The sequence below is a fragment of the Marinobacter shunpengi genome (assembly GCF_045449715.1).
Lineage (GTDB): Bacteria > Pseudomonadota > Gammaproteobacteria > Pseudomonadales > Oleiphilaceae > Marinobacter.
The window spans coordinates 38,021-60,427 of sequence record NZ_JBJJLA010000028.1 but is presented as its reverse complement, the minus strand read 5'-3'; the positions used below and the strand labels follow the sequence as shown (position 1 = coordinate 60,427).

Here is a 22,407-nt window from a genome sequence, read left to right as displayed (position 1 = left end):
TTCGACGTCTCAAGACGCGCCACCCGCCGTCCAGTTAGGCTCGGCATCCGGTCGTTCCGAACGTGAGTTCTCCAGACGATAGGCCGCCGGGTCAAACCTTCGTGTCATGCGCCGAAACTGCCACGTAAATCCTGGCCAACTCACCGTATTGCACCCAGTTTCCGGATGCATGTACCAACTCGCGCAGCCACCGGAGTTCCAAACGCTGCCTTTCAGTCGCTCCTGAAGCCACTCGTTGTAGAGACTTTGAGCACGGGGATCCACGTCCAATGCCTGGATTCCATTGCGGCGCATGTAGTCCTTAGCATCAAGGAAGTAATCAAACAGGGATTCCATCATGTACACCATCGATGAATGCCCCAATCCTGTGTTTGGTCCGGTGATCATGAAAAGATTTGGGAAACCTGCAATCGTGGTGCCCTTATACGCTTTCGGGCCGCCTCGCCAGAGTAGAGCTAGATCTTTACCGTCGCGCCCCTCGATCAAACCCTCAGGCACTGAGTCGGCTGTGTGAAAGCCCGTGGCGAAAATGATCGCATCGAGTTCTCGCTCCTCGCCTTCACAGGTGACGATGCCAGTAGGTGTAATACGTTCAATACCGTCGGTAACCAAGTTCACGTTGGGTAAGGTTAGGGCAGGATAGAACTCGTTGGATATGAGTACCCGCTTACATCCAAGTGTATAATCCGGTGCTAACCTAGCTCTTAGATGTGGGTCCCTCACTTGCCGGTACATGTGTTTGAGCGCTAGCTGCCCAACCAGCCGCATTAGCTTGGGCTGGTGGACAAAACCTAAGACCCGTGACTCCAGCGCCCAGTAAATACGACTCCGTTCAAGCCGCTGTAGCAATGGAAACCGGCGAAACCATCGGCGCTTGCGCCTGGATATAGGTTTATCAGGGCGTGGCAAAATCCATTGAGGTGTCCGCTGAAGGACATCCAGCCGGGCAACTTTACTCTGGATTTGAGGGACTATTTGAATAGCCGAAGCCCCTGTACCAATGACCGCAACGCGCTTACTACTCAAATCGTAGTCGTGATCCCATTGCTGTGAATGGAACACACTCCCTCCAAAGCTGTCCCGACCAGGAATGTCAGGGTAATGGGGCTTGGATAACCCGCCAAGGGCAGAGACCAGAAACCTAGCGGTGTAATGCTGCCCATGCCGGTCTTCTAACCTCCAGAGTCCGTTAGCTTCATTCCATCGAGCCCGCGTGATTTCTTTACCCAAACGCAAATGTCGCGTTAGACGATACTTTTCCACGCAACGCTGCAGGTATGCAAGGATCTCCGATTGGGGTGCAAAAACGCGACTCCAATCAGGGTTCGGATCAAAAGAAAACGAATAAAGATGGGATGGCACGTCGCAGGCGCAGCCGGGGTAGTTGTTGACGTGCCAAGTCCCCCCCACTCCTTTGTCCTTGTCAAAGACTAAGAAATCCTCATCCCCGCTGTGCTTTAGCTTGATCGCTGCTCCTATGCCCGCGAACCCTGCCCCAATAATGGCAGTTCCGCAATGAATGACGTTTCCTTGCGATTGCTTCGTTGCATCCATAGCTATGCTACCTTCCGCGATACCTTACGCCCGCCTTTGGCCTAGCGACCGGTTGGGCCTCTATTTAATTGCGCTACAACTATACTGTTTTGCCGAACTTCCGGTCTTTACGCTGGGGTTTACTAAGCCCACCAAGGGCGAATCTGTTAAGACCGGCCATATGTATTCGCTCAATATAGGTAGGCCATTGAATCGCACCGGGGTCTATCGGAAAGAGGTTACGATCTGTGGTTCCCATTCGGTCCGCCAACTCCATCAGCCGGTCGTTGCGAAAGATATAGTTTGGCGACGTATAAAACCCGAATATAGTTGCTAGTGAACGCGTAGTATCAAGGTTACGAAGCATCCTCATATCATCAGGACGACCGAGAGTCTTCAGCGTGCGACTAGCCACCGAAAGCGAGAACCTTACACAGCCAACCGCGACATTAAACAACCGACGGTTCACAGCGATGAAGGGCTTGGTTGGCCTCCGATAAAATAATCGGTCATGCAGTCGATAGTCGCGTTTGGATGCCGTGATTATGTGGTCAATAAATTCACCAAGAGTTACCGGGTTACTGCTCCCACTACAGCACTGGTATATTCTATGGACTTGCTTGTCGTCCAAGGCCTCTGCCAGACATAAGATTATACTGTTGGCGACTAGGTCAACAGGAATGATGTCCAAGACCGAACGTCGCCGTCCCGGAAATAGGCTAACCTTCTCGCGGGCGTACGCTAGAATAATAGCATCAGCAACCTTTATGCCCTCAAGCCAGCCTGGTGCTGGCTCTTCGAGAGCGCTTTCAATAATGGAAGGGCGGACAATCGTTAAATTCTGACCCTGCAAGCCCTCCATCAACAACTGCTCGCCTAGCCACTTGGTAAACGTATAGGTGTCGCTCCAACCATAGTGGTTGGCCTCCCGGAGCCCAAGATCGATAAGCCTTCGAGCCAAGTCTGTACCAACGTACCGGGACCGAATGTCGTCGATCTTGTCCTGCAATCGACGTAGCAATCCACCAACATCGTAGTAACCATGATTAGATTTAGGGATTTCTGCACCAGCGGGAGCCACGACTCTTTCAGTGGCATGACCGCTATTCTTCCCGTTGACATAACAGGTTGAAACCTGAAGTACTGGAATACCGCTTCCACAACTAGAGAACATGACGATATTTTTTAGACAAAGCGTGTTGACCTCCAGCGCTTTGTCCAGCTCTTCACGGAAATTAACGCTAGCTGCGGCGTTGATGACCGCATCAATTTTATTCGCGAGATGCACGAACTTTGCCGCAGACAAACCAAAGCGGTTCTCTGTTACGTTTCCGGTTACACAGTGCACTTTGGCAGAAACCAATTCACCAAACTGCTCACCTTTTTCTGCCCTTAAACGGTCGAAAACGGACGAACTAAGGATTTCGGAACAGAAGCGATCATAGCTGTTTCGGTAACGTGAGTTAGCCCGAATCAAGAGGAATATTCCGCCAACATCAGGAACGCATCTAAGTAGCTTCTCCAAAACCACTTTGCCGACGAACCCAGTCGCTCCTGTGATTAACAAGCGCTTACCTTTGAACCTTTCTAACGTCAAAGATTTAATTTCTTCCGATCCCTGGATTATAAAAGTCATATATGAACCCACCTTTTCTTCTATTTGTATCATACGACGTAACAGCGTTTACCAAAATTTAGCGCCTCAGGAGCGGTGTCACACCATAGCCACCTTAGAAGCTATAGACCTACACTATCTACAATCCATATCTCAACTTAAAAAACAAACCATGATGAAGAACTCCGTAAAAATTCTGTTACTAATCTTTATTAATTGCCGCGCAATGTTAAATGAAAAATATCCTAGCCAAACTGGACCAGTGACCCCGATATGAGAGGCGGGGATGGTCGCCCGAACCTCGATCCGCCCCAAAAAACTGCGCACCAAGGTCTTGGGGATGTTTGGAGTCAGAGCGAGGTTGAAGACTGTTTAGCCTGAACAATTGTCGATCGGCCGGCGCCCTGCTCGAGCCTTCGGCGGACCCAAGCTGCTAGGGGTAAGCCAATGATCGGGAACTTACAGGCTAACGACAGGACTTTCGGAACTCCAGCCGCACGGTGAAATCGTTCGTGCCAAAAAAAAGGGTCAAAAAATCTTTTATTGCGTGAACTCCTAAATACCTGAGCAAGCTCCCCTAGAGAATATATCGGCGGCGCCTGCTCCCGTTCTTCATTTAAAAGCCCTTGTTGGTGACGACGCAAAACCTCACTGGCCCGACGGTTCTGATCAATCTTCGGTTTCAACTCTTGATGCACCGTCGTTAAATAGTGGGAAATCCGTATTGGCGGGTGGATGACATATCGCAACTTTGCTGGAAAAGGCGTTAGGTAGGTTGCCCCACAAATTAGTTGGCTCGCGCCAAGCCCGACAGGCATGAATGATAGTTTAATATGTTGCCGAACGAAAGAACTCCATATCTTTACGTTATAGTTGAAAGGGCGTAAATATTCGGCATTAATTACTGATACGGGGTACACTTCCACATCTAGTTCGTTCCCCAGAGCCACCAACGAACTAGAAAAAGGCTGAAGTGAATAGCGCTTTGAAAAACCCTTTGCAATTCCGGCGACACCTTCAGGAGAGACCAATACTAGCTCCGAACTACTAAGTAGCGTGCGAAAATTATCAAAAGAAGCAGGAACACAACCTGTCCGGGTCCACCAGTCGGAAATAAAAAAGGGGTCGGCCCGTCCTACAGAAATTAATAACGGATCTACGAGTCGGCGTAATTTTCGTTCCAATCGACTTATCCTAGGCCCCTCTAGATGCTTCATCTCAGAATACACCAAATAATCGAATATTATATTATCCCAAGAGAGCGTCATGCCGCTGTGATTGGCCGAGAAGATGGCAGGTCCACGAAAAACCTCTTTCCATGGCCTGCCAGTTTTATTTATTAGCTCAGCTCGAAAATACTCTTCAGCGACGAAGCTCAACGCTCTGTCATAAACCACAGATGTAAAATCAGGATCATATCCAAATCGACTTTTATCGCTTTTAATATCCGGGCTAAGATCAACCACTGCGCTCATCGGCGATCACCTTAGCTTGGGACGCGAGGTCGGTGTATGATGGTTAATAAGGTGTCGCATCGATAAAAGCTGAAGCATCATGGCGTGGGTTTGAAAAGAGTCTATTTGCCCCTTGTTCTTCTGGTTTGCACTCAAGAGCTTTGGAACGTTAAAGATTTTGGAGAGGCCTTTACCGGTTAACGAATCAAAAGTCGCCTGCTGAAATACTTTCTTCTTGAGGCGCGCGACGCCCTTGTCATCGTTGGCATAGGGGAAGACACTTTTCTTTCGATCAACTATGTTGGAAGGTAATTTCCCTCTAAAGGCGTTCCTTAAAGCGGCTTTTTCAGTGTTCTCAAATTTTAGTGCGGCTGGAATACGATAGAACTGGTCGATCAAATTGTGGTCGGTGAACGGTACGCGCACCTCCACCCCGTGGGCCATGCTGATTCGATCCAAGCGATCCAGCAAATAAGGAAGCATAACGCGCAGCTGTAGATAATGCATAGCATGAAACGGATAGTCAGGTGCTTGAGGATCTAGGTCCGACTCATTAAGTATCTCTGAAAATCTATGCTGCACGTATTCATTGGCGTCAAAGCCGAAGACACGCTTTCTTAATGCAGGGAATAGCTTATAGCTTGGAGCGACGAAATACGGGTCCAATTGGTTGGCGCGCTGTAATGCGTCGAACTGCATATAGTAACCAAGGTAGAGCTCGTCAGCAGCATCACCAGAAATCACTACTTTATGCTGCTTTGAAACTTTTTCGAATAGAGTATACATAGCAAGCTCGGAACCGAGCGTAACGGGTGAGAGTCGACATTCAGCTACAGCTTCCAAGTGGCGGTGTTGGCCATCCGCGCCCACCTTTATAAAGTGATGCTCAAGGTCAAGTGCTTTTGCCAACTCCATTGCTCGCTCAGCGTCGCTGCCGTGGATATGTGCTAATTGGCGTGATGCAGTACCGTCGGTCGAAAGTTCATGGTCAATTGAGTATGCGCTTAAGCTCTGCGAGTGTTCTTTGGCCAGGTAAGTCAGGGCAGAGCTATCAAGGCCACCACTAAGCAGGCACGCAACTTCTACGTCACTCCTCAGTCTCAATCTGGTAGCTTCTGATAAACCGTCATGAATTGCTTGGGACAAGTCCTGAACATCATCGATCGCGTTGTCACGCCGTAGGCGCCAATAGCGTCTTGAGCTGATACATCGCCCATTAAGATCAAACTCAGCAATCGTGCCGGGCTCAACCACCTCCACTTCGTTCACGAAACAGTTCGGCGCGACCGGTTGACCGAAGGTCAATTGTTCTATAAATCCATAAGGGTTAAGGGTTGGTTGAATGTCCAGAGGACCCAACAGTGCCTGCGCTTCTGAGGCAAAAAATAAGCCATCGCCCCTGCGCGCAATATGGAGAGGCTTCACTCCGAGTCGATCTCGTCCCAAACAAACCTTTTGTAGGGTGGTGTCAAAGATCGCGAAGGCAAAGTCCCCGTTAAAGCGCTTTACGCAGTCCACCCCCCAATGCCTGTATGCCTCAAGCAGAACCTCTGTGTCCGAGGTGGTCCGGAAAGTTGCTCCTCGTGCAGCGAGTTCTTTCCGGAGCTCCACGTAGTTATAAATCTCACCATTGAATACCCCGACTGCCTTGCCGTCGGCAGTCGTCATAGGCTGTTGCCCTTGCTCAATATCGATTATTGAGAGTCGTCTGTGGACCATCCCAACTGAACCACTCTGAAAGGTTCCACGACCATCTGGCCCCCGGTGCGCCAAGACACCAGACATCGCTTCCAACACTTCGTGCCCACTGCGTTCCGATAACCGGGTAGAGATATAACCACCGATTCCACACATTGCGCTCTATACTCCCTTTTTCATAACAACCCGGACTTTGCGCGACCCACTATATGCGCGTCTCCCGTGCCCCAATACGCGGTTATCTACTACCAGCAAGTCACCTTTTTTCCAAGAGATATACCTGGTATTACTGTCAGTGAGATCCATAATTTCTGTAACAACGCTTTCCGGGATACGACTCCCGTCTCCAAGATAAGCTTGGTTGGGCATATCAGCCTCAGACCGATACTTCCATTTCCTGAAACCATAAACCAAACTGCCAAAGTTCCGTCGATTGAAGTGTTGGCTATGGATTTGATTGCAGAAACATATTTCTCCGGTCAAAGGATGTTCAACGAACGCTGGCAAGTTCGTTATTAGTGCGAGGTCACCATTGGGCCTCCACTCATAGCCTATCGATTCCTTCTGACACCATGCTTCTACCTCATCTGGTGTTTCCGTCCCGAAAGCATCCTGCCAGGTCAGGTGCACATACACCGGATTAACAGCCTTAATAGTCTCTCTAAACAAGCGTCGATCCTGAAAAGTCCGCACATAACGGATACCTTTTTCTTTCAGAACTGCGGCGCTCTCCTCACCTAAATTTTTCGCGACCTCGCGGCTATCGCACAGGGTGGTTTCGCCACCCTTCCGTGCAGGTTGCTCACAAAAAAAGCAGACAATATCTGGATAATGCGGTTGGTAAGCCATTTCGTGGTGAATGTTCAACTGGTATAGTCGAGTGAGTTCGGTACTGTTAAATACATTACTGCTCAATCTACTCCGTTTAACTGCACCACCTCTGTAGTTTTGCATCGGTTTTCCAGGCAGGGCATTGGCCATGTGCTCAAAGTCCAGGTGATCGGAGAAATCGAAGTGTCGAAAAATAACTCCACCACGCCGTGAAACCATCTTAACTATATGATCTTTATTATTTTTTACCCATGCTGAGACTCCCTCCACATAGGTTTCTCCTCCCTGAAATCCAATATCTGAAGGGGTAATTATTGGTAAGCCAGAATGATCGTCGAACTTCATTCTACGCCTCCGATTACGTGTCGCTTGAAAAACTCAGTGGCATAGTGATTAGGCAATATTTGCTTATCTGGAATGTTATCTCGGACAATATCATGCACTTCACGCAACCTCGCTGGATGAACACCTGCAAACACGTGATGCTCAAGATGGAAGCCATCGTTATCACCAAACCAATTAAAAAACTGAGAGGCCGAGTTATTGGTGGGATGCGAGCTAATACCTTCTAGACTCACGTCATGCATCATATATAATACTATCGCAGACCCAAACCAGGATATGACGGTCGATGGAAGATATATAAGCAAATAAAATTCTTTTGCGTAGAGAAATATTATAACGTGCAGCGAGATTATCCCAGACAACTGAAAAAAATAAGATGCAATATCCGTATTTTTGCCATTTTTAACCACGAGATATGGCAATACCATGTGTTGAAATAGAAAAGCATAATATATTATCCAAAGGAACGGATTACTTGGGCTTCCATTTCTAGCGAATATATACGTCGACTGTGGGTCCCTAGGCCTACCGTCATTTGAAAAATCGTTATCATACCGATGATGAATGCGATGACCGATTTCGTAACCCCGCTGGGGGACTGAGAATGTCAATGAAATGAAGTTGCGAAACCAGCGGCGTTCCAGTGTCGTTCCTCCAAGACCCCAGTGAAACTCGGAATGCATGAAAACCCGAATGTACGGCATTGCGAAGGTTCCAAGTACTATGATCGCCAACGCTGCGAGATACCAATTGGAAATCCAAATTGATGAGGTGGCGATAAATGCAAAGGTAGTACCCTGTAGCGCATATACCTTCTTGCGTGTTTTTCTGTCAAATTCGATTATATCTTGCGCGCCACGTTGGTTGCTCTGAATCTTTAGGACTTCCCGTGTAAGGTCAGGGTTATCCCTAAGAAACCTTGCACGAAAGGTTTTCATTTTGCTTTCAGTATGTGAGTTATCCATAACCTAGTTCCCGATCTAGCAATTATTCTTTAAGGTACGCGTTCAAATGTTTAGGAAATTTTATCAAGTTCCATTCTCATAACGTCGAGGACCTAATACCACTCGCGCCAATCGAGGCGGCCCCTTCGGCGAGAAACTCAGCTGCCCGTTTAGTTACCTCTTGGGCCTTGAGTATTCGCCGGTGCCCTAATCCTTCGGTTTTCTCAAGCTGCGCATTAGGCAAGGCATCAGCAATGGCCTGTCCATCTGTGACAGGCACTTCTTTGTCTGAAATGTCATGAATAATTAGCACGGGCTGAACGATTCGATCTCTTAGTGAAGGCACTGACGTCGCACCAAGAGAAACACCCATTTTCTTCTGAAGTGCAGCAGGAAAACTGTCTAAAGCGCGCCCCTTGAGCCCCATCAGAGGCGCTATTCGTCTCGCGCCCCAATCAACCGAGGCTTGTGGGGCAATGAGAACCGCTCGCCTAACCTTTAGCCCTTTGGATAATGCAACCGCAACGGCATTGCCCCCCGCAGAATGCCCGATAACTCCCTGTAGCTCCCCAAGTGACTCTCCAATTTTGCAAAGTGCTTCGGCGTAGCTCATCACGTGCATTCGAGTCCCCGGAGACTGACCATGTGCTGGCGCATCCACGGCCAGGACACGAAATCCATTCGAAACTAATGCGTCCACGAACGAGGCCATCTGGGTAGCCCGACCTTCCCAACCATGCGCGAGGAGAACGGTAGGGCCCTTGCCCCACGAATACCCTCTCAGCCCATCACCAATAGTAATTTGCTCTGCACTTTTTCGAAATTCTAGCTCCAGATCGCTAGGTGGTAGGCGACGAGGTACTACTAGCAGTCGTGCAGCCATACCCGCTGCGAGGTGTGCAGAAATCGGCTGTATGATAGGAATCAACCTAAGGGTCAACGAATACATTCCAACATCTCCTTGGGCAGGGTTAATAATCAAACCCAACGTTTGATACCAACGGTAGATTCACCGAGGGTCCTGGATCGCCACCCTAAAAGTGATAGGAGCGAAATTTGTGCAATAACAGTACCGACATACCTAAGCAGGAATTAAATGGAACTCCTGAACTCGCGATATACTTGATCAAATCGAGAAGACCAAACCACAACGCTCCCAAAAAGACCTTTAGCTGTGCAGGTTATTACGCCCGTTATTAATACACCCTATGATGGCGGCTCTCCGGTGGCAGTATATTCTGTCCGCCATCGCTGTACTTGATAGCGGTTATCACGGTCCCATGGATGGAACCGAGGACGAAAATAAGAAAGATACTGAGGTAGCATTTTTCGCAACGGACCAGGACTTACGAACTCAAAAGAAAAGTAACTAACCCAGCCTCGAAAATCGAATAATATTCCCGCAGCTTTACACAAACGGAAGTGGTTATAGGTTATAAGACAGAGAAAATAAAACGTAACAAATACCATGGTACAAACACGCACGAAATAGGCTGTTGGCCCACGCCCGAACATCGTGCTATATACGTCGAACGCGACTGCCTTGTGCTCAGTTTCCTCTATCGCATGCCACCTCCATAAAGAACTAAGCCTTTCCTCTTTGCTCGCAAGCGTTCGTTCATCACCTAGGGTCATATCGGCCATCAACGCGGTGAAATGCTCTGCGGCGGTTGTGATAGCCAACTGAATCCTCGCGGGTAGCCACTTACGTAACAATCGAAGTTGCTTTTTAAATGAGCGCTCTAGTTCATTGGCCGGCAATCCGCAGCGCTCCAATGCCCGATTGTAGGCAATATGTTCTCGGCTATGCATTGCCTCCTGCCCTATGAAACCCTTAACATCCTGGACAAGATTCGAATCCGTAATGTCATCTCTATAAAAACGCACACTATCAATGAAGAACTTTTCACCCTCTGGAAACACTAAGGAGAGCGCATTTAAAAACTGGCTAACATGCCTGCCCGATTTATGCCAGTGATTCATATCACAATCGTCTAGATCGAATTTTATATCTCGCCGAGGAATAGAGGAAACTTCATCTGCCCTTGCCATCATTTAAAACCCCTTGTTTCGTAAAGTTCTTCCTAAACTATAAAGATCGCGTGTACTAGAATAAAGCGAAAAAATTTCCTCTTTTTCAGAGCGATATTAATAAACTAATCAACGCTCCATAAAGATGGCCCGGCCGCACAAGATAGATTTATCTATAGCTCTAAAAAGTGGATCGCAACTTTGTTTAATTAGTGCCGTGAGACGGTATCCACCATCTAGAAAAACCTCCTCCATACACTGATCGACGATCGTGCAAACAAATTCACCACAGGCATCGTACATTACCGTAATAATCCCCCGAAAAAAGAGGCATTTTTCGTCGTCAATAAAAAACAAAAGCTTCGACGCAAAAACGTCACAGCGAATTAATTTAACGCAACTCCACCGAACCCTTACATTAAAGGCCGAGAACAGAGCCTTAAAAATAGATTCTTTAGCCGAAAATATTATAGTCGCTGCTAAGTCAACGTCACCAAAACATTTAATTACTGCAAGCTCAGACTTAGCGCATATTCGACTCAATAAATACTCGTTATCGGCACCAGGACTAACAACTTCTACGTCGACGCCTAAAATTCGATGACGCCCTCTAGAAACTACGGCTACGGCTAAATCTTCGGTATGGCTTATTGAAATATGCCCAAGACTTATAAGAGGTTCACCTCCGCTCCCTATGTCTATAACCGGCTCCCTTTTGGGCTCGATCATAATAAGGCAATCAAGCGCGGCCATTCTTCCAGCAACGAACTCACAGCGTCTTTTTACACCACCCTCCCAAAAGTTATCGGGCACACTCAAACCATCGAACCGAAACCCTGAAACATAGTCGTCATCCACGTCATAGCGACGGGCGGACAAAGCTAATTCAAGCTGCGAAAAACTAAATGTCTCGACTTCAATAGTCAAATGCCACAGTTACGCCTGTTATATTGAAATTACGGAAACCTACTTGTGACTGAATCATTTTATAAATTCCATTGGCTGAACCTCTAAAGGCGAATCTTAACTCAATCCAAAAATAACTTATACATCTTATCAATAGACTCGGGCCCATAAGCAACTACCCCAATCGGAACAGCATAATCAATTGCTTCTAGAACACGTCCAACCCACACTGGACTAAAACCACCGCAAAGCTCGATTAACTGAACGCCATCTTCCACCAGCTTCTCAGCGGCATTTAAACCTTCTGAAGGTTCAAGAACACCTATAACGGTCATTGAGAAATCTTTAGTTCCTTGTTTTTGTGTAAACCTATCACCGGTTACAATAAAACCAAACTTTTTCAGAGCCATTAGCTGATTCCTTTAATTAGGTGGTACCAAAATTTCCGTAACACGGCCGCGGCTTACTACCAAATCATCCTGTAACAAAACGACGTCACAAATGGCCTTACGATGACTTAATGAATCTATAGTCGCCTTAACTACGGTTGGGCTTGCTTTTAAAGGTGCTTTAAAGCCAATGTCCAGCTGCGCCGTTAAATATGTCCAACCGTCCGGCAGCATAGACGATGTTGCCAAGCCCGCGAATTGATCAATAACGCTTGCGACGTATCCGCCAAACACCACGTCATATTTTATGAAAACATCTCCTTCAGGAGTAAATTCTCCTTCAAAACGTCCGCAACTCCACGACGCATTGCATGGAACTGCAAAAGGAAGCCCAAAATTCACAACTGCAGGGGGAGTTATATCCGTACCGTCCAATATCTCATTTAACATTTGTCGATGACTAGTTAGGTCGCCTAGCGCGGGAAAACCCTCGGGGACCAAAATATCGCTGTTTCGTGTAATCGCCATATCAGTCATTTTAATACCTCTTATTATTATGCGAAGAAGTCCTGCGATATGTATGTAGAGTGAATATAGGTTGATATTTGCTGCATTGTACAACCCGACACAAAGATCTCCGGATCAAGCTCAATGCCTAGAAACTTTTCCATATCTTGCACAACAAAAATTATACTCTTGGAGTCTAAACCGTATGCAGAAGGCGGCAGATCGATATCGATATCACTCTCGGGCATATCAATAGCGTTAGCGACTATCGCGCACAGATTAGATATGACGTCATCATTACACATAGGTCGCATTTGTTTCGCCCCAGCTTGATAGTATTTCTAGTTCGCCGCTCGAGACCTGCTTAGCGCAATCTCGTCGTCTAATTTTTCCACTTGTAGTTCTGGGAATGCTGTAAAGTGGAACTGCTATCGTGACAACTTTTGTTGGAATAATAGCCCCTACCGAAATCCCGACGGCGCGCGTAGCCTCTTTAAGCACTTCAGCATCCCGCTCGGTGGTTTCCATCACCACGACCAAAGTTGAGCGCGCGGAGTCGAAATCTGTGGTCCATGCTGAGCAGGCACGCCCTGTAAATGCAGGATGAGAGCTTCTCGCAGCTGACTCGGCGTCTTGGGGAAAGAAGTTTTCTCCTCCTATTATCAGTACGTCTTTTCGCCGCCCGGTAATGAAGAGTTCTCCTTCCTCGTCAACAAATCCCAAATCACCTGTTCTTACAAATTTACGATTGCTGTTCCTTCCAATAGGAACCGCACCAAAAGGCGACTCATCTTTATGCGCTACGCCACTCCAGTAGCCAGACGAGTTACTGGGAGAATCAACCCAAATTTCTCCTACCTCATTCGGAGCCAACTCGAGACTGCTATCCGGATCGACTATTGCTAAATTTATTTCCCCGCAGGCGGTGCCACAGCCAACCAATTTGACCCCATTGGATTCAGTTTCGATAGGTATTGCCTTACCCTTTGCCAATGAAGCCCTGTCGAAACTGCGAAAAATCACAGGGGTCTGTGCTGCAGCCATCGTCACACCCAAGGTGCACTCTGCTAGTCCATATCCGGGCCTCATTGTTTCCCTACGAAGACCAGAACACTCAAACGCCTTAACGAATCGGTCGATAGTTTCTACTCGAACTGGTTCAGAGCCGTTAACTGCGGTGCGCCAACCGGTAAGATCCAAACGGCTCCTTTGCTCTTCGGTTGTACGATCGACACACATATGGAACGCAAAATCTGGAGCTGCGTTAAAGACATCGCTGTACTTTTCTATCTCTTTTAACCAAGTTAACGGCGAACGAACAAATACCCTAGGCTCCATAATCGACAACGAGGCGCCACAAACCAACGGTAGTACCAGGCCGTTACCAATGCCCATGTCATGGAACAGAGGAAGCCAGGTCACAATAGTAGTATCTCGACCAATGTCACCTCTTTCACTAGCATCCCTGCGGTTAATAAGCCAATTAGCATGGGTTATTACTGTTCCACGTGGCTCTGAAGTAGATCCAGAGGTATACTGGATTAATAGGACGGTTTCCGAATCGAACGCGAGCCCGGGAGGCTCCCACGCGGATCGGCTTTCCGACTGACAGACGTCCACAGCAACTACATCATAATCTTTAAATAAGTGGAGGTTATTGCCGTCCATAACTACTGCTTTGGGGGCGCAATCTCGGCAGATTGACTTAATTCGCTCAGCGATTCTGCCAGTGGCTTTCGTTTGGCCAGTCCCCATTGACGGATTAGGCACTGGGACAGCCACCAACCCGGCATATGCACAGCCAAGAAATGCAATATGAAAATCAAGCCCACCCAACGTTGGAAGAAGAACTCGATCACCGGGGGATGCGACATCACTTAGTTTAGAAGCCAAGGCCAGAGCCTTCCTCTTCCACTCAACTGCTGATAGCTCTTGGATCGTGGCCCCGTTTAGATCAATCGCCTTATATCTAGCCTGGTTACCAAACTCACTGTCTGCCTCAGCTTCAAGCGCCAGTACAAGATTTTCTATTTTGTTTAGTTTCATCACTACCTCCCTGTAATCCATACGATTCTGTAATAAAAATATTTTTATTCATTTATCAACCAGTCACCGAAGTGGCCGATTGTTGGAACTATGATCGTGGAACAGGCCAATATCGCTAACGTTTGAGTCATACCGGTTATCGCAACCACTGTTTTTCCTGCTCGATATGCGCTATACATTTCGGCGGCGGTGCCCATACTAGGTTCATGATTCGGAAGACATGCAACACAGATATCACACTCAGCCGCTATATCAGTAAGTTTATGGAAGATTCCAGCCAGTTCGCTTAACGGGGGGGATAGACCCCGGCAATCTATTATTTCTTTATGTTTCAGTAAGTCGTGCTCTTCGCCTATCGATTCTCTAGAGCTTTTATTGAGCTGCCACATCAATTTCGCCGGATCTTTTATGGGACTATTCGGGCAGTGGCTTTTTATTGCCTGCTCGAGATCTTTACGATAGTCCTGATTCGCTAACTTTGACCCCGTACGGGCACCCTGCATCAGTCCCGCGATAAAAAAACTTTTTCCGTCTAAAGGACTAGTACGGGCTCTCGCTACTTCGGTCATTTAATCATTCTCCATGCTGTAGGCTGAAAGTACTTGCCCCACAGGCATCACAGAGTGATAAAGAAACGCCGTAGAAACGAGGTAATCCAGTACATCTGATGGCTCACTATCAATAGCCTTCGCGATGACTCCTAGATGGGGGTCAAATTCGCTATCTTTATATTTTATAACCTCACCTAAATTGGACTTAATAAAACACCATTCTCTGCAAGGTCTTTTCCCTTCCGCTACCATTTTTAAAGGTAGAATAATTTCAGTTAGCTCTTTACTATCGCTGCAAACCGCTCTAACAGACAAATTATTCTGCTCTGAGTGAAGCAACTTATTACGCACTTCCTCCGGCGGAGACGGAACTTTTTCCATGGCCGTTTCAAAAGCCAACGTAAAACTTCTATATATATAGTTATGATTCTTGCTCGGACTAAACCGGATGTAGTCGAGTCTTATTTCCTTTTTTTGCATATTCAAAGTCCCTTTCAGTCGCGACCACTTTACCTCGCCGTTTATTGCGACCCTCACTGGATAAGCATCGACACTCGCCGTGACGATATGATCAGTTGAGTCCAACGGAGCAGAAAATCTAATCGCTTGCGTATGCAGGAGATAAGGATCCAAGACGATAACATCGCGTTCGTTGAAATAAACGGCGGCGACATGCCTTCCATCCCTCAAATACTTCGGTTTATTTCTAACCCCAAGTTTCCGGACCTCATCAGCGACAAAGAATGTTTGCCAAGCGCATGAGGCCCCCTTGTTATAGCCGACTTTCTCATTGGCAAAGTACTCAACTATCTGGGCGCAACTGTTATATGGGACCTCAAAAAGTGCTTTATTAAGTGCTTCATCATATTCGTCAAATATGAACCCTTTTCTATTATTCATTTCTTCCATGCGAACCTTGTATTAAATATCTCTTTAAAATTGAAAAATGGTTTCCACTGACGCTTTTGCTCAGCAGGTTCTAGCAGTTCCAGGTGGTTATGGAGTTCTTGCTTAAACAGGCCCAAAATAAACTGGGTCGCATTTCTAGGCACGTCTATAAAATCCACACCTCCATGTAGATCGATTTCTTGACTTTGCTTTAAGTTATCGAACCTATCTGCGTTCAAAGGATTTTCTTCTTTCGCCTTAATATATGCAGCAATCACTTGAGACTGAAGATCGACTGTTGGAAAGTGTCCTCCCGTGGAGTCAGTCATTCCGGAAATAAATAAATCATTATAACGAGGTGAGAATGCAAATAGATAAAAATCGGGGCTATATTTTCCCCAAGATAAATATTTAGGTTCTACGAACGGGATATAGACTTCGTATCCGGTAGCAGCAACGATGACGTCGAACTCGTCAGAGGTACCATCCTCAAAATAGACTCTTCGACCATCGACCTTTTTTATCGCAGGCCTCAACCCTACCCTTCCATGTGCAATATAATATGGCACGAGGGAGTTTATAATAGCTGGCGTCTCTAATGGCAAGTGGTCAGACTTTGGCAAACCCAAGTCTTCCTGTCTACCTAAAGAAAACCTAATCAACAACTTCATCAATCTGCTAGAGACATATACTGGCAGACCTAATGATCGAACGTAAGCTCCCACTTGGTCGGTCGGTTTTCCAAGGATAAATTTGGGGTAGAAGTTGTATCTACGTCGCATGCTCATGTCGGTCTTTTCAGCTAATTGTGAGCATTCCACAGCGATATCACAGGCCGAATTACCGCCACCAATGACTAGCACTCGTTTGTCGCTCATGCATTTAGCGTCTTCGTAATCACGAGCATGAATGACTTTGCCATCGAACTTCCCGTTCAAGTCTGGATATCTAGGATGCCAATTATGACCGTTGGCGATCACCAGGTCTGTATACGTATCAGACGTACCAACGCTCGTGTGCACTTTCCAACCATTATTTAGCTTTTCGGTCTTTTCTACTGAATGATTAAAACGTATAAATTTTCTCAGCCCATAGCGCTCAACGTATTGTTGCAAATAGTCCAATATTTGGTCATGCCGAGGATAGACCGGCAGGTCTCTATTTAGCGGTAAATCCTTGAACGCAGTCACCTCTTTTGAGGTTATGGTATGCGTATTACGATAAGCGGAGCTTTTAGGGTTTTCTCGATTCCAGATGCCTCCAATTTCTGAGTGAGACTCGTACCCTACGCATTCTATCCCACGGTCACGTAGATTTTTTAACGTTGCGATCCCTGAAGGCCCCATACCAACAACGGCTACTTTCCGTTTACGCTCTATCCTTGATTCAGGCACTTTGCTTACCTTTTTCGTCATTCCTTTTGCCTTATTTACTAGGGCTTTCAGCAACACCAATTTCTGGTTCGTAGACCCCAGGTGATTTAAATAGTACGACGCCGGATAGCGCTATAATTTGAGCACCAGCAGCTACAAAGGCCACCATCGGTAGGCTAGCCGTCTCAACAACAAATGATCCCAGCGCTGCGCCCGAAGCGATCCCAAAATAGGTCGCACTGGTACTAAGAGAGAGCACTTCCATTGAGGATTGTGGAGCCAAGCTAACTAATCGGGCGGCTTGTGGTGGAGTACAGGCCCATCCCGCCATCGCATATAACCCGATAGCCAGTGGCGCTATATAGATACCTATCGGTGCCCCCCATTTTGCTGCAAAGCCTAAGAGAACCAATGCGGAAAAGTGTACTGTTAAAGCTATGATCAACGTCCCTCTGGGGCCGATACGGCTATCACTTAGCCGTCCACCTAGCTTATTACCAAATATTGCAGATGCACCGTATAATAAGAGTATTGCGCTAACCGATTCAGCCCCCCAGCCCGACGCAGTCACAAATAACGCAATATAAGTGTATACGGCGATTCCTCCGGTCATCCAGATTAGGCCACTCAGTAAGGTCGCGACCACAACCGGCCTCCCCAATGGTGAAAGTCGCGCTTTTAAAGTTAACCCACCACTCGGAGGCAAGGCTTTCAGTAGTATTGTTAGTGCAGATGCAGCAACTAAAGCGATCAAGGAGACGAATGCAAACGTAAACCGCCAACTAGTTAGCTCTGCTATAAAAACCCCAATCGGCACACCCGTTACTAGTGACATCGAAAGCCCCCCGTAAACCACACTTGAAGCGCGACCCATCTCCTTTTTTGGCACGAGTCGTATCGCCATTGTGACGGCTGCTGGCGTATATATAGCGGCACTTGCGGCAGCCACCAATCTCGCCACTAACAGCGAGTAATAGTTAGGGGATATTGCTGCTGCAACGTTCGCAAGGCCGAATATAACCAACGCGCCGATTAGGGTAGTTCGAGGGGGAAATCTTGCACAGAATGCACCCCCTATTGGTGCAACGACGGCGTAAGTAAATGCGAAGGCTGTAATTAAGAACGCGGCTGATGACAGCGTGACATCCAAGCTTTCTGCAAGACCTGGAAGAATCCCCGCGATCACAAAAACTTCGGTCCCTATCGAAAATGCGCCCAGGGCCAACAGTAGAAGGCGGCCATTAATATTGCTCAACATTTTTTGGGGACCTCGCCTGTGACTTGGTTTGACTTTCCATGGTATCTGTGACTTCACTGACCAATATTAATTACTTACAGAAACTGGCGTATTTCTATGATCAATGCTAGTGACTACTGAATATCCAACGCCTACCTGAATATCTACAATCGCGTGCCTGGATCCTGCGCCTGCGAATTGATAGCTTCCGTGGAGGTAGGAACGTTTTCTTTCTGATCTCGGCGATTATCAGCAAGCAGGCACTCACTGGTAAAGGACTGTTAAGGTCAGCCCCATGACCTAAGAGGACATATGTTAGAATTCAGACTACTGAGATACTTCGTAGTGGTTGCTCAAGAGGAGCATATTGGACGTGCGGCTGAAAAGCTGTGTATCTCCGCATCTCCCTTGAGTCGACAGATACAGCAACTTGAGGAGAGGCTAGGTATAGCACTGTTTGATCGTGGTCGCGGTCGGATTCGTCTGACTAGTGAAGGTGAACGGTTCCTTAACAACGCGAAGTCGCTTCTTCATCATGCAGAGGAGGTTGAACGGCAAGCGCACCTGATACGCGATGGTCTCGAAGGGAAAATAAGCATTGGCTACGTCGAGGGAGCGCTGCACGCAAAGTTACTCCAACGTTCACTTCGTCAATTTGGAGAAAAGTTTCCGGACGTTGAGGTTGAGACCAGGTTACTACGCTCGCACAAACAAACAGAAGAAGTTCGTAAAGGAAATTTAGATCTAGGATTTATATATTCGTTGCCGAACAATCTTGACGATTTCACGGCTCACCTTGTTATGGAGGAGCCGTTAGTTCTTGCAATACCAGGCAACTGGTCGCTTTCCAAAGAGCCTTCTATCACCGTCGATCATTTACAGAGCTGTCCAGTTGTTGGTCTACCCAAGTCCTTCCACCCAGATGCAACCAAAGACTTGATAGCGGAATGCAGAGCGGTCGGCTGGGAACTTGATATTCGGTATGAGGCGTCAGAGCCATCTACCGCGGTAGAGTTGGTTGAGGCAGGTCTGGGGGTTGCCTTGGTACAAAGGAGTATGAGTCACCCCCAATCAAGCAATTTGGTTATGCGCGAACTACCTTGGTTAAATTACGCAGTGCGTATCTATCTGATGCACAGTAAATCGATAGCCAAGACATCAGTATCCCAATTTCTTGCTATTGCCAGCGCGCTTGGGTGAGGTTGGACCTTAATTCAGACTTGGATCTTCCCCGAAATTGATGCTCCTAAAATGCAAGAATGAAGCTGTCTGAGAAGTACTGAAATGGGGCTATTCCGCTGCCGAAGTATCGCAACGGCCGGGGCAGGTCAGTCTCACAGATTCTACACAAGGGTTAAGGCCATGAAGCCATGTAAGTACGATGAGCGCGCCGCCGCGTTGGTCCAAGCCAAGAGCGAAATTCTCTGGCTGCGTGCCCAGATGCGCCGGATCGAATAAGAGCGCGACATCCCCAAAACAACCTCTCGGTATTATGTCAAAGAGCTCGAGCAAAGCTCCGGTTCATCTACTATCGCCGGCGCGAACTCAGTACCATAGCTATTTTTCGCGCGCTCCAGGTGGCTCGTAGCGGCTTCTATCAATGGCTGCATAAACCGTTATCTGCCCGAGCCATCGATAACCAACGCCTGTTGGTGCAGATCCGACTTCTTATCATGTTTAGAGCCCCCAATGGCGTTTCTGGGCCCTCGAGGAGGCAGATGAAACCAGTAGCCTAGACCGAGCGGCGGACTTGATGAAAGGACATAAATTTAAAGCGCTTAGGGGTTACACGGCCCAGAGATTCATCGCAGGAAGACCATCAATCCTGGTCCCGAACAATCGCCACCGCGAGTTTACGGTTGGCCCGCCTGACAATCCCTAATCACTGATATCACCTACCTTCGGACTTGGCAGGGGCGTTGTCTCCGTGGTGGTCGTCGATCTCTTCTCACGGCGTGTGGTTGGCTGATCGATGAAATCCACTCTTCACTGCAGCATGGTGGTGAATGCACTACTCGTGACCGTTTGGCGATGGCAAAGGGCAACAGTCCTGGCCCAGTCCGACTAGGGATTGCAAAGACAGAAGCGAGTCCCGTCTTAAAGCTGCAAAAGGAGCGGATCCAAAACGGCTCTACAGAACCCGAGATCTGGCCAAGGCGGATGTGTTCGACTACATACGAAGTGTTTTATAAACGGCCTCGGCGTAATACCCATCTGGTTGGCGTCAGTCCAGAGCCCTTGGAACAGGCCTCCGTTCTGGGCTGGTGACACTCATTTCGGAGGAAGTCCAAAACTGAGTTCTTAGGCTAAGATCGTGCGGAAGAAGAACACCTATCTCAGTTTGAACAATGGTCATTTTTAAGGCAGCCCAAACGACACCATGTGCCCGTTCTCAATCGGTACCCGATGTTTCAGACAGTGATTAACCGACTAAAAAGCATTGCTTCTAAAAGCTCAACACATTGATTTTAAAACATTTAAAGCCTAATTTGGTCAATATAGGTGATGAGATGAATTGCCCTCCGGAGGCAAAGGTCTCAGGTTCGAATCCTGACGGGCGGGCCATCTTATACAAAAGGGCCCCGCCAAGTGCGGGGCTTTTTTGTGGGATATGGATCGCCCGTTAGTCTTGGTGAGAACCTCCGTTCGACAAACGGCAATAGCCGTTTGGGTGCCGCAGCGTAGGCGGGGCGAAGCCCCAAAGGCAATCTGAGTCCATCCTGCCCCCTCAGGCAACTGAGGTGCATTGTATAAACCCCTTTTGTTCAAGTTGCTCCGCTCCCAATTTGCTGGGGCCATTGTTCCCAAATGGCCTGTGTGAGAACGCAGGCCTTTTATTTGGCTCTGTCCAAATTGTGCCCGTGGTTTGTCCACGTAATTAGCGGCATTTCCTTCAACACAACACGCTGACCCTTGCACTGAATGCCTGCCATTTACCTGAACACAACAGAAAAAGGTAAATGGCAGGCATTTCTATGGCTCCGGCTGCAAAGAGGAAAATCATTATTAGCCAGCTATAGTTAAGGTCTTGGCGGGATGACTATTGAGTCAATCCCATCAACAGTCAGCATCTCGATAAAAACAACTTAAGGAACGCATTCCATGAAACGAACAACAACGCCCCTCATGGCAACAATTCTCGCAGGCGCTTTACTAGGCGCAAACGCACCAACCGGGTTCGCAAACGAAGACTGGCAGAACTCAAAGTGGGGCAAAGACGATACGATTGGCGCCGCCAATTACCTGTCCGCAGACCATATCCTGGAAGCGACAAGTTTGGTCACTGAGGGCAAGGCCTACTCTCTGGGTGTGGAACTGAATCGTGACTTCCCAGCGTATGGCACGCGTTTCTTCGACATTACCGTGATGGAACCCAGGGCCGGCGGCCAGGCTATCGGACCCACCAAGCTGACCAGTACTGATGACATTCTGCATACCTGGTTGGGCATTGGCAGTCAGATTGACGGCTTTGGCCATATTGGTATCGATCACAAACACTACAACGGACTGGCAGCCGAAGACATCGTGGCTGTTGATGGCCTGAAAAAACTGGGCACCGAGGGTATTCCGCCGATTGTCACCCGTGGCGTGCTTCTGGACATGGCCGAGCACTTCGGCCAGGACATGTTGACAGAGGGACAGGGTTTCAACAGCGAAGAAATACGCGCTGCAGCGGAAACCCAGGATGTGACGATTCAGGAGGGAGACGTGGTGCTTTTCCATACCGGCTGGCTCAGCCTGGTGGGTAACGACAATGAGCGATTTGGAAAGGCTGAGCCGGGCCTCGGTGTCGATGGAGCGAAATACCTGGCTGGCCAGGGCGTCGTTGCCGTCGGGGCCGATACCTGGGGCCTTGAGGTCATTCCTTTCGAAGACGGCACTGGCGTGTTCGAAGTCCATCAAACACTGTTGGCCAAGAACGGTGTCTACATCCTCGAGAACATGAACACCGCTGAGCTAGCCAAGGATAATGTGCATGAATTCATGTTTGTCCTGGGCCAACCCAAGGTAAAAGGCGCCGTACAGATGATGGTGAACCCGATCGCCATCAAGTGACCG

19 protein-coding genes and 1 pseudogene are annotated in these 22,407 nt (G+C 47.9%); 3 read left to right on the top strand and 17 right to left on the bottom strand.

Translation table 11 applies throughout. The features are described from left to right. Positions 1-9: 9 nt before the first annotated feature. The 17 genes from ACJO3T_RS19630 to ACJO3T_RS19550 form a co-directional block, all read right to left on the bottom strand. Positions 10-1,554, bottom strand: a complete 1,545-nt coding sequence (locus ACJO3T_RS19630) for a flavin-containing monooxygenase (protein WP_406979588.1) — start codon at positions 1,552-1,554, stop codon at positions 10-12. A 79-nt stretch (positions 1,555-1,633) separates the two neighbouring features. Next, positions 1,634-3,169, bottom strand: coding sequence for a fatty acyl-CoA reductase (locus tag ACJO3T_RS19625; protein WP_406979587.1), 1,536 nt, complete (start codon positions 3,167-3,169; stop codon positions 1,634-1,636). Positions 3,170-3,498: 329 nt separating this feature from the next. Beyond that, positions 3,499-4,623, bottom strand: coding sequence for a lysophospholipid acyltransferase family protein (locus ACJO3T_RS19620; RefSeq protein ID WP_406979586.1), 1,125 nt, complete (start codon positions 4,621-4,623; stop codon positions 3,499-3,501). 6 nt (positions 4,624-4,629) lie between these two features. Continuing rightward, a complete protein-coding gene (gene asnB, locus ACJO3T_RS19615; RefSeq protein WP_406979585.1) occupies positions 4,630-6,456 on the bottom strand; it encodes an asparagine synthase (glutamine-hydrolyzing) in 1,827 nt (608 codons plus the stop codon). 6 nt (positions 6,457-6,462) lie between these two features. After that, positions 6,463-7,476, bottom strand: a complete 1,014-nt coding sequence (locus tag ACJO3T_RS19610; RefSeq protein WP_406979584.1) for a TauD/TfdA family dioxygenase — start codon at positions 7,474-7,476, stop codon at positions 6,463-6,465. Then, a complete protein-coding gene (locus ACJO3T_RS19605; RefSeq protein ID WP_406979582.1) occupies positions 7,473-8,441 on the bottom strand; it encodes a fatty acid desaturase in 969 nt (322 codons plus the stop codon). Before ACJO3T_RS19605 ends, ACJO3T_RS19610 begins: the two co-directional genes overlap by 4 nt. A 76-nt stretch (positions 8,442-8,517) precedes the next feature. Next, on the bottom strand, positions 8,518-9,303 hold the full coding sequence (locus tag ACJO3T_RS19600) for an alpha/beta hydrolase (RefSeq protein ID WP_406979581.1): 786 nt from the start codon (positions 9,301-9,303) through the stop codon (positions 8,518-8,520). 323 nt (positions 9,304-9,626) lie between these two features. Then, positions 9,627-10,475, bottom strand: a complete 849-nt coding sequence (locus tag ACJO3T_RS19595) for a metal-dependent hydrolase (RefSeq protein WP_406979580.1) — start codon at positions 10,473-10,475, stop codon at positions 9,627-9,629. A gap of 105 nt (positions 10,476-10,580) precedes the next feature. After that, positions 10,581-11,378 (bottom strand): 4'-phosphopantetheinyl transferase superfamily protein, encoded by a 798-nt coding sequence (locus ACJO3T_RS19590; RefSeq protein WP_406979578.1) that lies wholly within the window; start codon positions 11,376-11,378, stop codon positions 10,581-10,583. A 101-nt stretch (positions 11,379-11,479) separates the two neighbouring features. Continuing rightward, positions 11,480-11,767: a DUF6506 family protein gene (locus ACJO3T_RS19585; protein ID WP_406979577.1), complete on the bottom strand. Its 288-nt coding sequence runs from the start codon at positions 11,765-11,767 to the stop codon at positions 11,480-11,482. A 12-nt stretch (positions 11,768-11,779) separates the two neighbouring features. Further along, entirely contained in the window at positions 11,780-12,283 is a 504-nt protein-coding gene (locus ACJO3T_RS19580; RefSeq protein WP_406979576.1) for a PaaI family thioesterase, read from the bottom strand. A gap of 17 nt (positions 12,284-12,300) precedes the next feature. After that, positions 12,301-12,558 (bottom strand): phosphopantetheine-binding protein, encoded by a 258-nt coding sequence (locus tag ACJO3T_RS19575; protein WP_406979575.1) that lies wholly within the window; start codon positions 12,556-12,558, stop codon positions 12,301-12,303. Then, complete coding sequence (locus ACJO3T_RS19570) at positions 12,551-14,299, bottom strand: fatty acyl-AMP ligase (protein ID WP_406979573.1); 1,749 nt, start codon at positions 14,297-14,299, stop codon at positions 12,551-12,553. The genes ACJO3T_RS19575 and ACJO3T_RS19570 overlap by 8 nt, the downstream gene beginning before the upstream one ends. A 44-nt stretch (positions 14,300-14,343) precedes the next feature. Beyond that, entirely contained in the window at positions 14,344-14,868 is a 525-nt protein-coding gene (locus ACJO3T_RS19565; protein WP_406979572.1) for a hypothetical protein, read from the bottom strand. Further along, positions 14,869-15,759, bottom strand: a complete 891-nt coding sequence (locus ACJO3T_RS19560; protein WP_406979571.1) for a hypothetical protein — start codon at positions 15,757-15,759, stop codon at positions 14,869-14,871. After that, positions 15,747-17,153, bottom strand: coding sequence for a flavin-containing monooxygenase (locus ACJO3T_RS19555; protein WP_406979570.1), 1,407 nt, complete (start codon positions 17,151-17,153; stop codon positions 15,747-15,749). The genes ACJO3T_RS19560 and ACJO3T_RS19555 overlap by 13 nt, the downstream gene beginning before the upstream one ends. Before the next feature lie 10 nt (positions 17,154-17,163). Continuing rightward, the gene (locus ACJO3T_RS19550; protein ID WP_406979569.1) at positions 17,164-18,369 is read right to left on the bottom strand and encodes an MFS transporter; all 1,206 of its coding nucleotides are present in this window, start codon (positions 18,367-18,369) and stop codon (positions 17,164-17,166) included. Between the two features lie 291 nt (positions 18,370-18,660). Here ACJO3T_RS19550 and ACJO3T_RS19545 point away from each other — a divergent pair, with 291 nt between their 5' ends. The 3 genes and pseudogenes from ACJO3T_RS19545 to ACJO3T_RS19535 all read left to right on the top strand — a co-directional run bounded on the left by ACJO3T_RS19545 (position 18,661) and on the right by ACJO3T_RS19535 (position 22,404). Then, entirely contained in the window at positions 18,661-19,548 is an 888-nt protein-coding gene (locus ACJO3T_RS19545; RefSeq protein WP_406979567.1) for a LysR family transcriptional regulator, read from the top strand. Between the two features lie 79 nt (positions 19,549-19,627). Next, positions 19,628-20,616: pseudogene (locus ACJO3T_RS19540) on the top strand (transposase family protein). An 834-nt stretch (positions 20,617-21,450) separates the two neighbouring features. Continuing rightward, positions 21,451-22,404, top strand: coding sequence for a cyclase family protein (locus ACJO3T_RS19535; RefSeq protein ID WP_406979566.1), 954 nt, complete (start codon positions 21,451-21,453; stop codon positions 22,402-22,404). Positions 22,405-22,407 lie beyond the last annotated feature (3 nt).

Coding starts and splice junctions, on each gene's coding strand:
- ACJO3T_RS19555 (WP_406979570.1), bottom strand. CDS start 17,153: ATGACGAAAAAGGTAAGCAAAGTGCCTGAATCAAGGATAGAGCGTAAA.
- ACJO3T_RS19625 (WP_406979587.1), bottom strand. CDS start 3,169: ATGACTTTTATAATCCAGGGATCGGAAGAAATTAAATCTTTGACGTTA.
- ACJO3T_RS19580 (WP_406979576.1), bottom strand. CDS start 12,283: ATGACTGATATGGCGATTACACGAAACAGCGATATTTTGGTCCCCGAG.
- ACJO3T_RS19595 (WP_406979580.1), bottom strand. CDS start 10,475: ATGATGGCAAGGGCAGATGAAGTTTCCTCTATTCCTCGGCGAGATATA.
- ACJO3T_RS19550 (WP_406979569.1), bottom strand. CDS start 18,369: ATGTTGAGCAATATTAATGGCCGCCTTCTACTGTTGGCCCTGGGCGCA.
- ACJO3T_RS19585 (WP_406979577.1), bottom strand. CDS start 11,767: ATGGCTCTGAAAAAGTTTGGTTTTATTGTAACCGGTGATAGGTTTACA.
- ACJO3T_RS19545 (WP_406979567.1), top strand. CDS start 18,661: ATGTTAGAATTCAGACTACTGAGATACTTCGTAGTGGTTGCTCAAGAG.
- ACJO3T_RS19630 (WP_406979588.1), bottom strand. CDS start 1,554: ATGGATGCAACGAAGCAATCGCAAGGAAACGTCATTCATTGCGGAACT.
- ACJO3T_RS19535 (WP_406979566.1), top strand. CDS start 21,451: ATGAAACGAACAACAACGCCCCTCATGGCAACAATTCTCGCAGGCGCT.
- asnB (WP_406979585.1), bottom strand. CDS start 6,456: ATGTGTGGAATCGGTGGTTATATCTCTACCCGGTTATCGGAACGCAGT.
- ACJO3T_RS19570 (WP_406979573.1), bottom strand. CDS start 14,299: ATGAAACTAAACAAAATAGAAAATCTTGTACTGGCGCTTGAAGCTGAG.
- ACJO3T_RS19605 (WP_406979582.1), bottom strand. CDS start 8,441: ATGGATAACTCACATACTGAAAGCAAAATGAAAACCTTTCGTGCAAGG.
- ACJO3T_RS19620 (WP_406979586.1), bottom strand. CDS start 4,623: ATGAGCGCAGTGGTTGATCTTAGCCCGGATATTAAAAGCGATAAAAGT.
- ACJO3T_RS19600 (WP_406979581.1), bottom strand. CDS start 9,303: ATGGCTGCACGACTGCTAGTAGTACCTCGTCGCCTACCACCTAGCGAT.
- ACJO3T_RS19560 (WP_406979571.1), bottom strand. CDS start 15,759: ATGGAAGAAATGAATAATAGAAAAGGGTTCATATTTGACGAATATGAT.
- ACJO3T_RS19610 (WP_406979584.1), bottom strand. CDS start 7,476: ATGAAGTTCGACGATCATTCTGGCTTACCAATAATTACCCCTTCAGAT.
- ACJO3T_RS19575 (WP_406979575.1), bottom strand. CDS start 12,558: ATGTGTAATGATGACGTCATATCTAATCTGTGCGCGATAGTCGCTAAC.
- ACJO3T_RS19565 (WP_406979572.1), bottom strand. CDS start 14,868: ATGACCGAAGTAGCGAGAGCCCGTACTAGTCCTTTAGACGGAAAAAGT.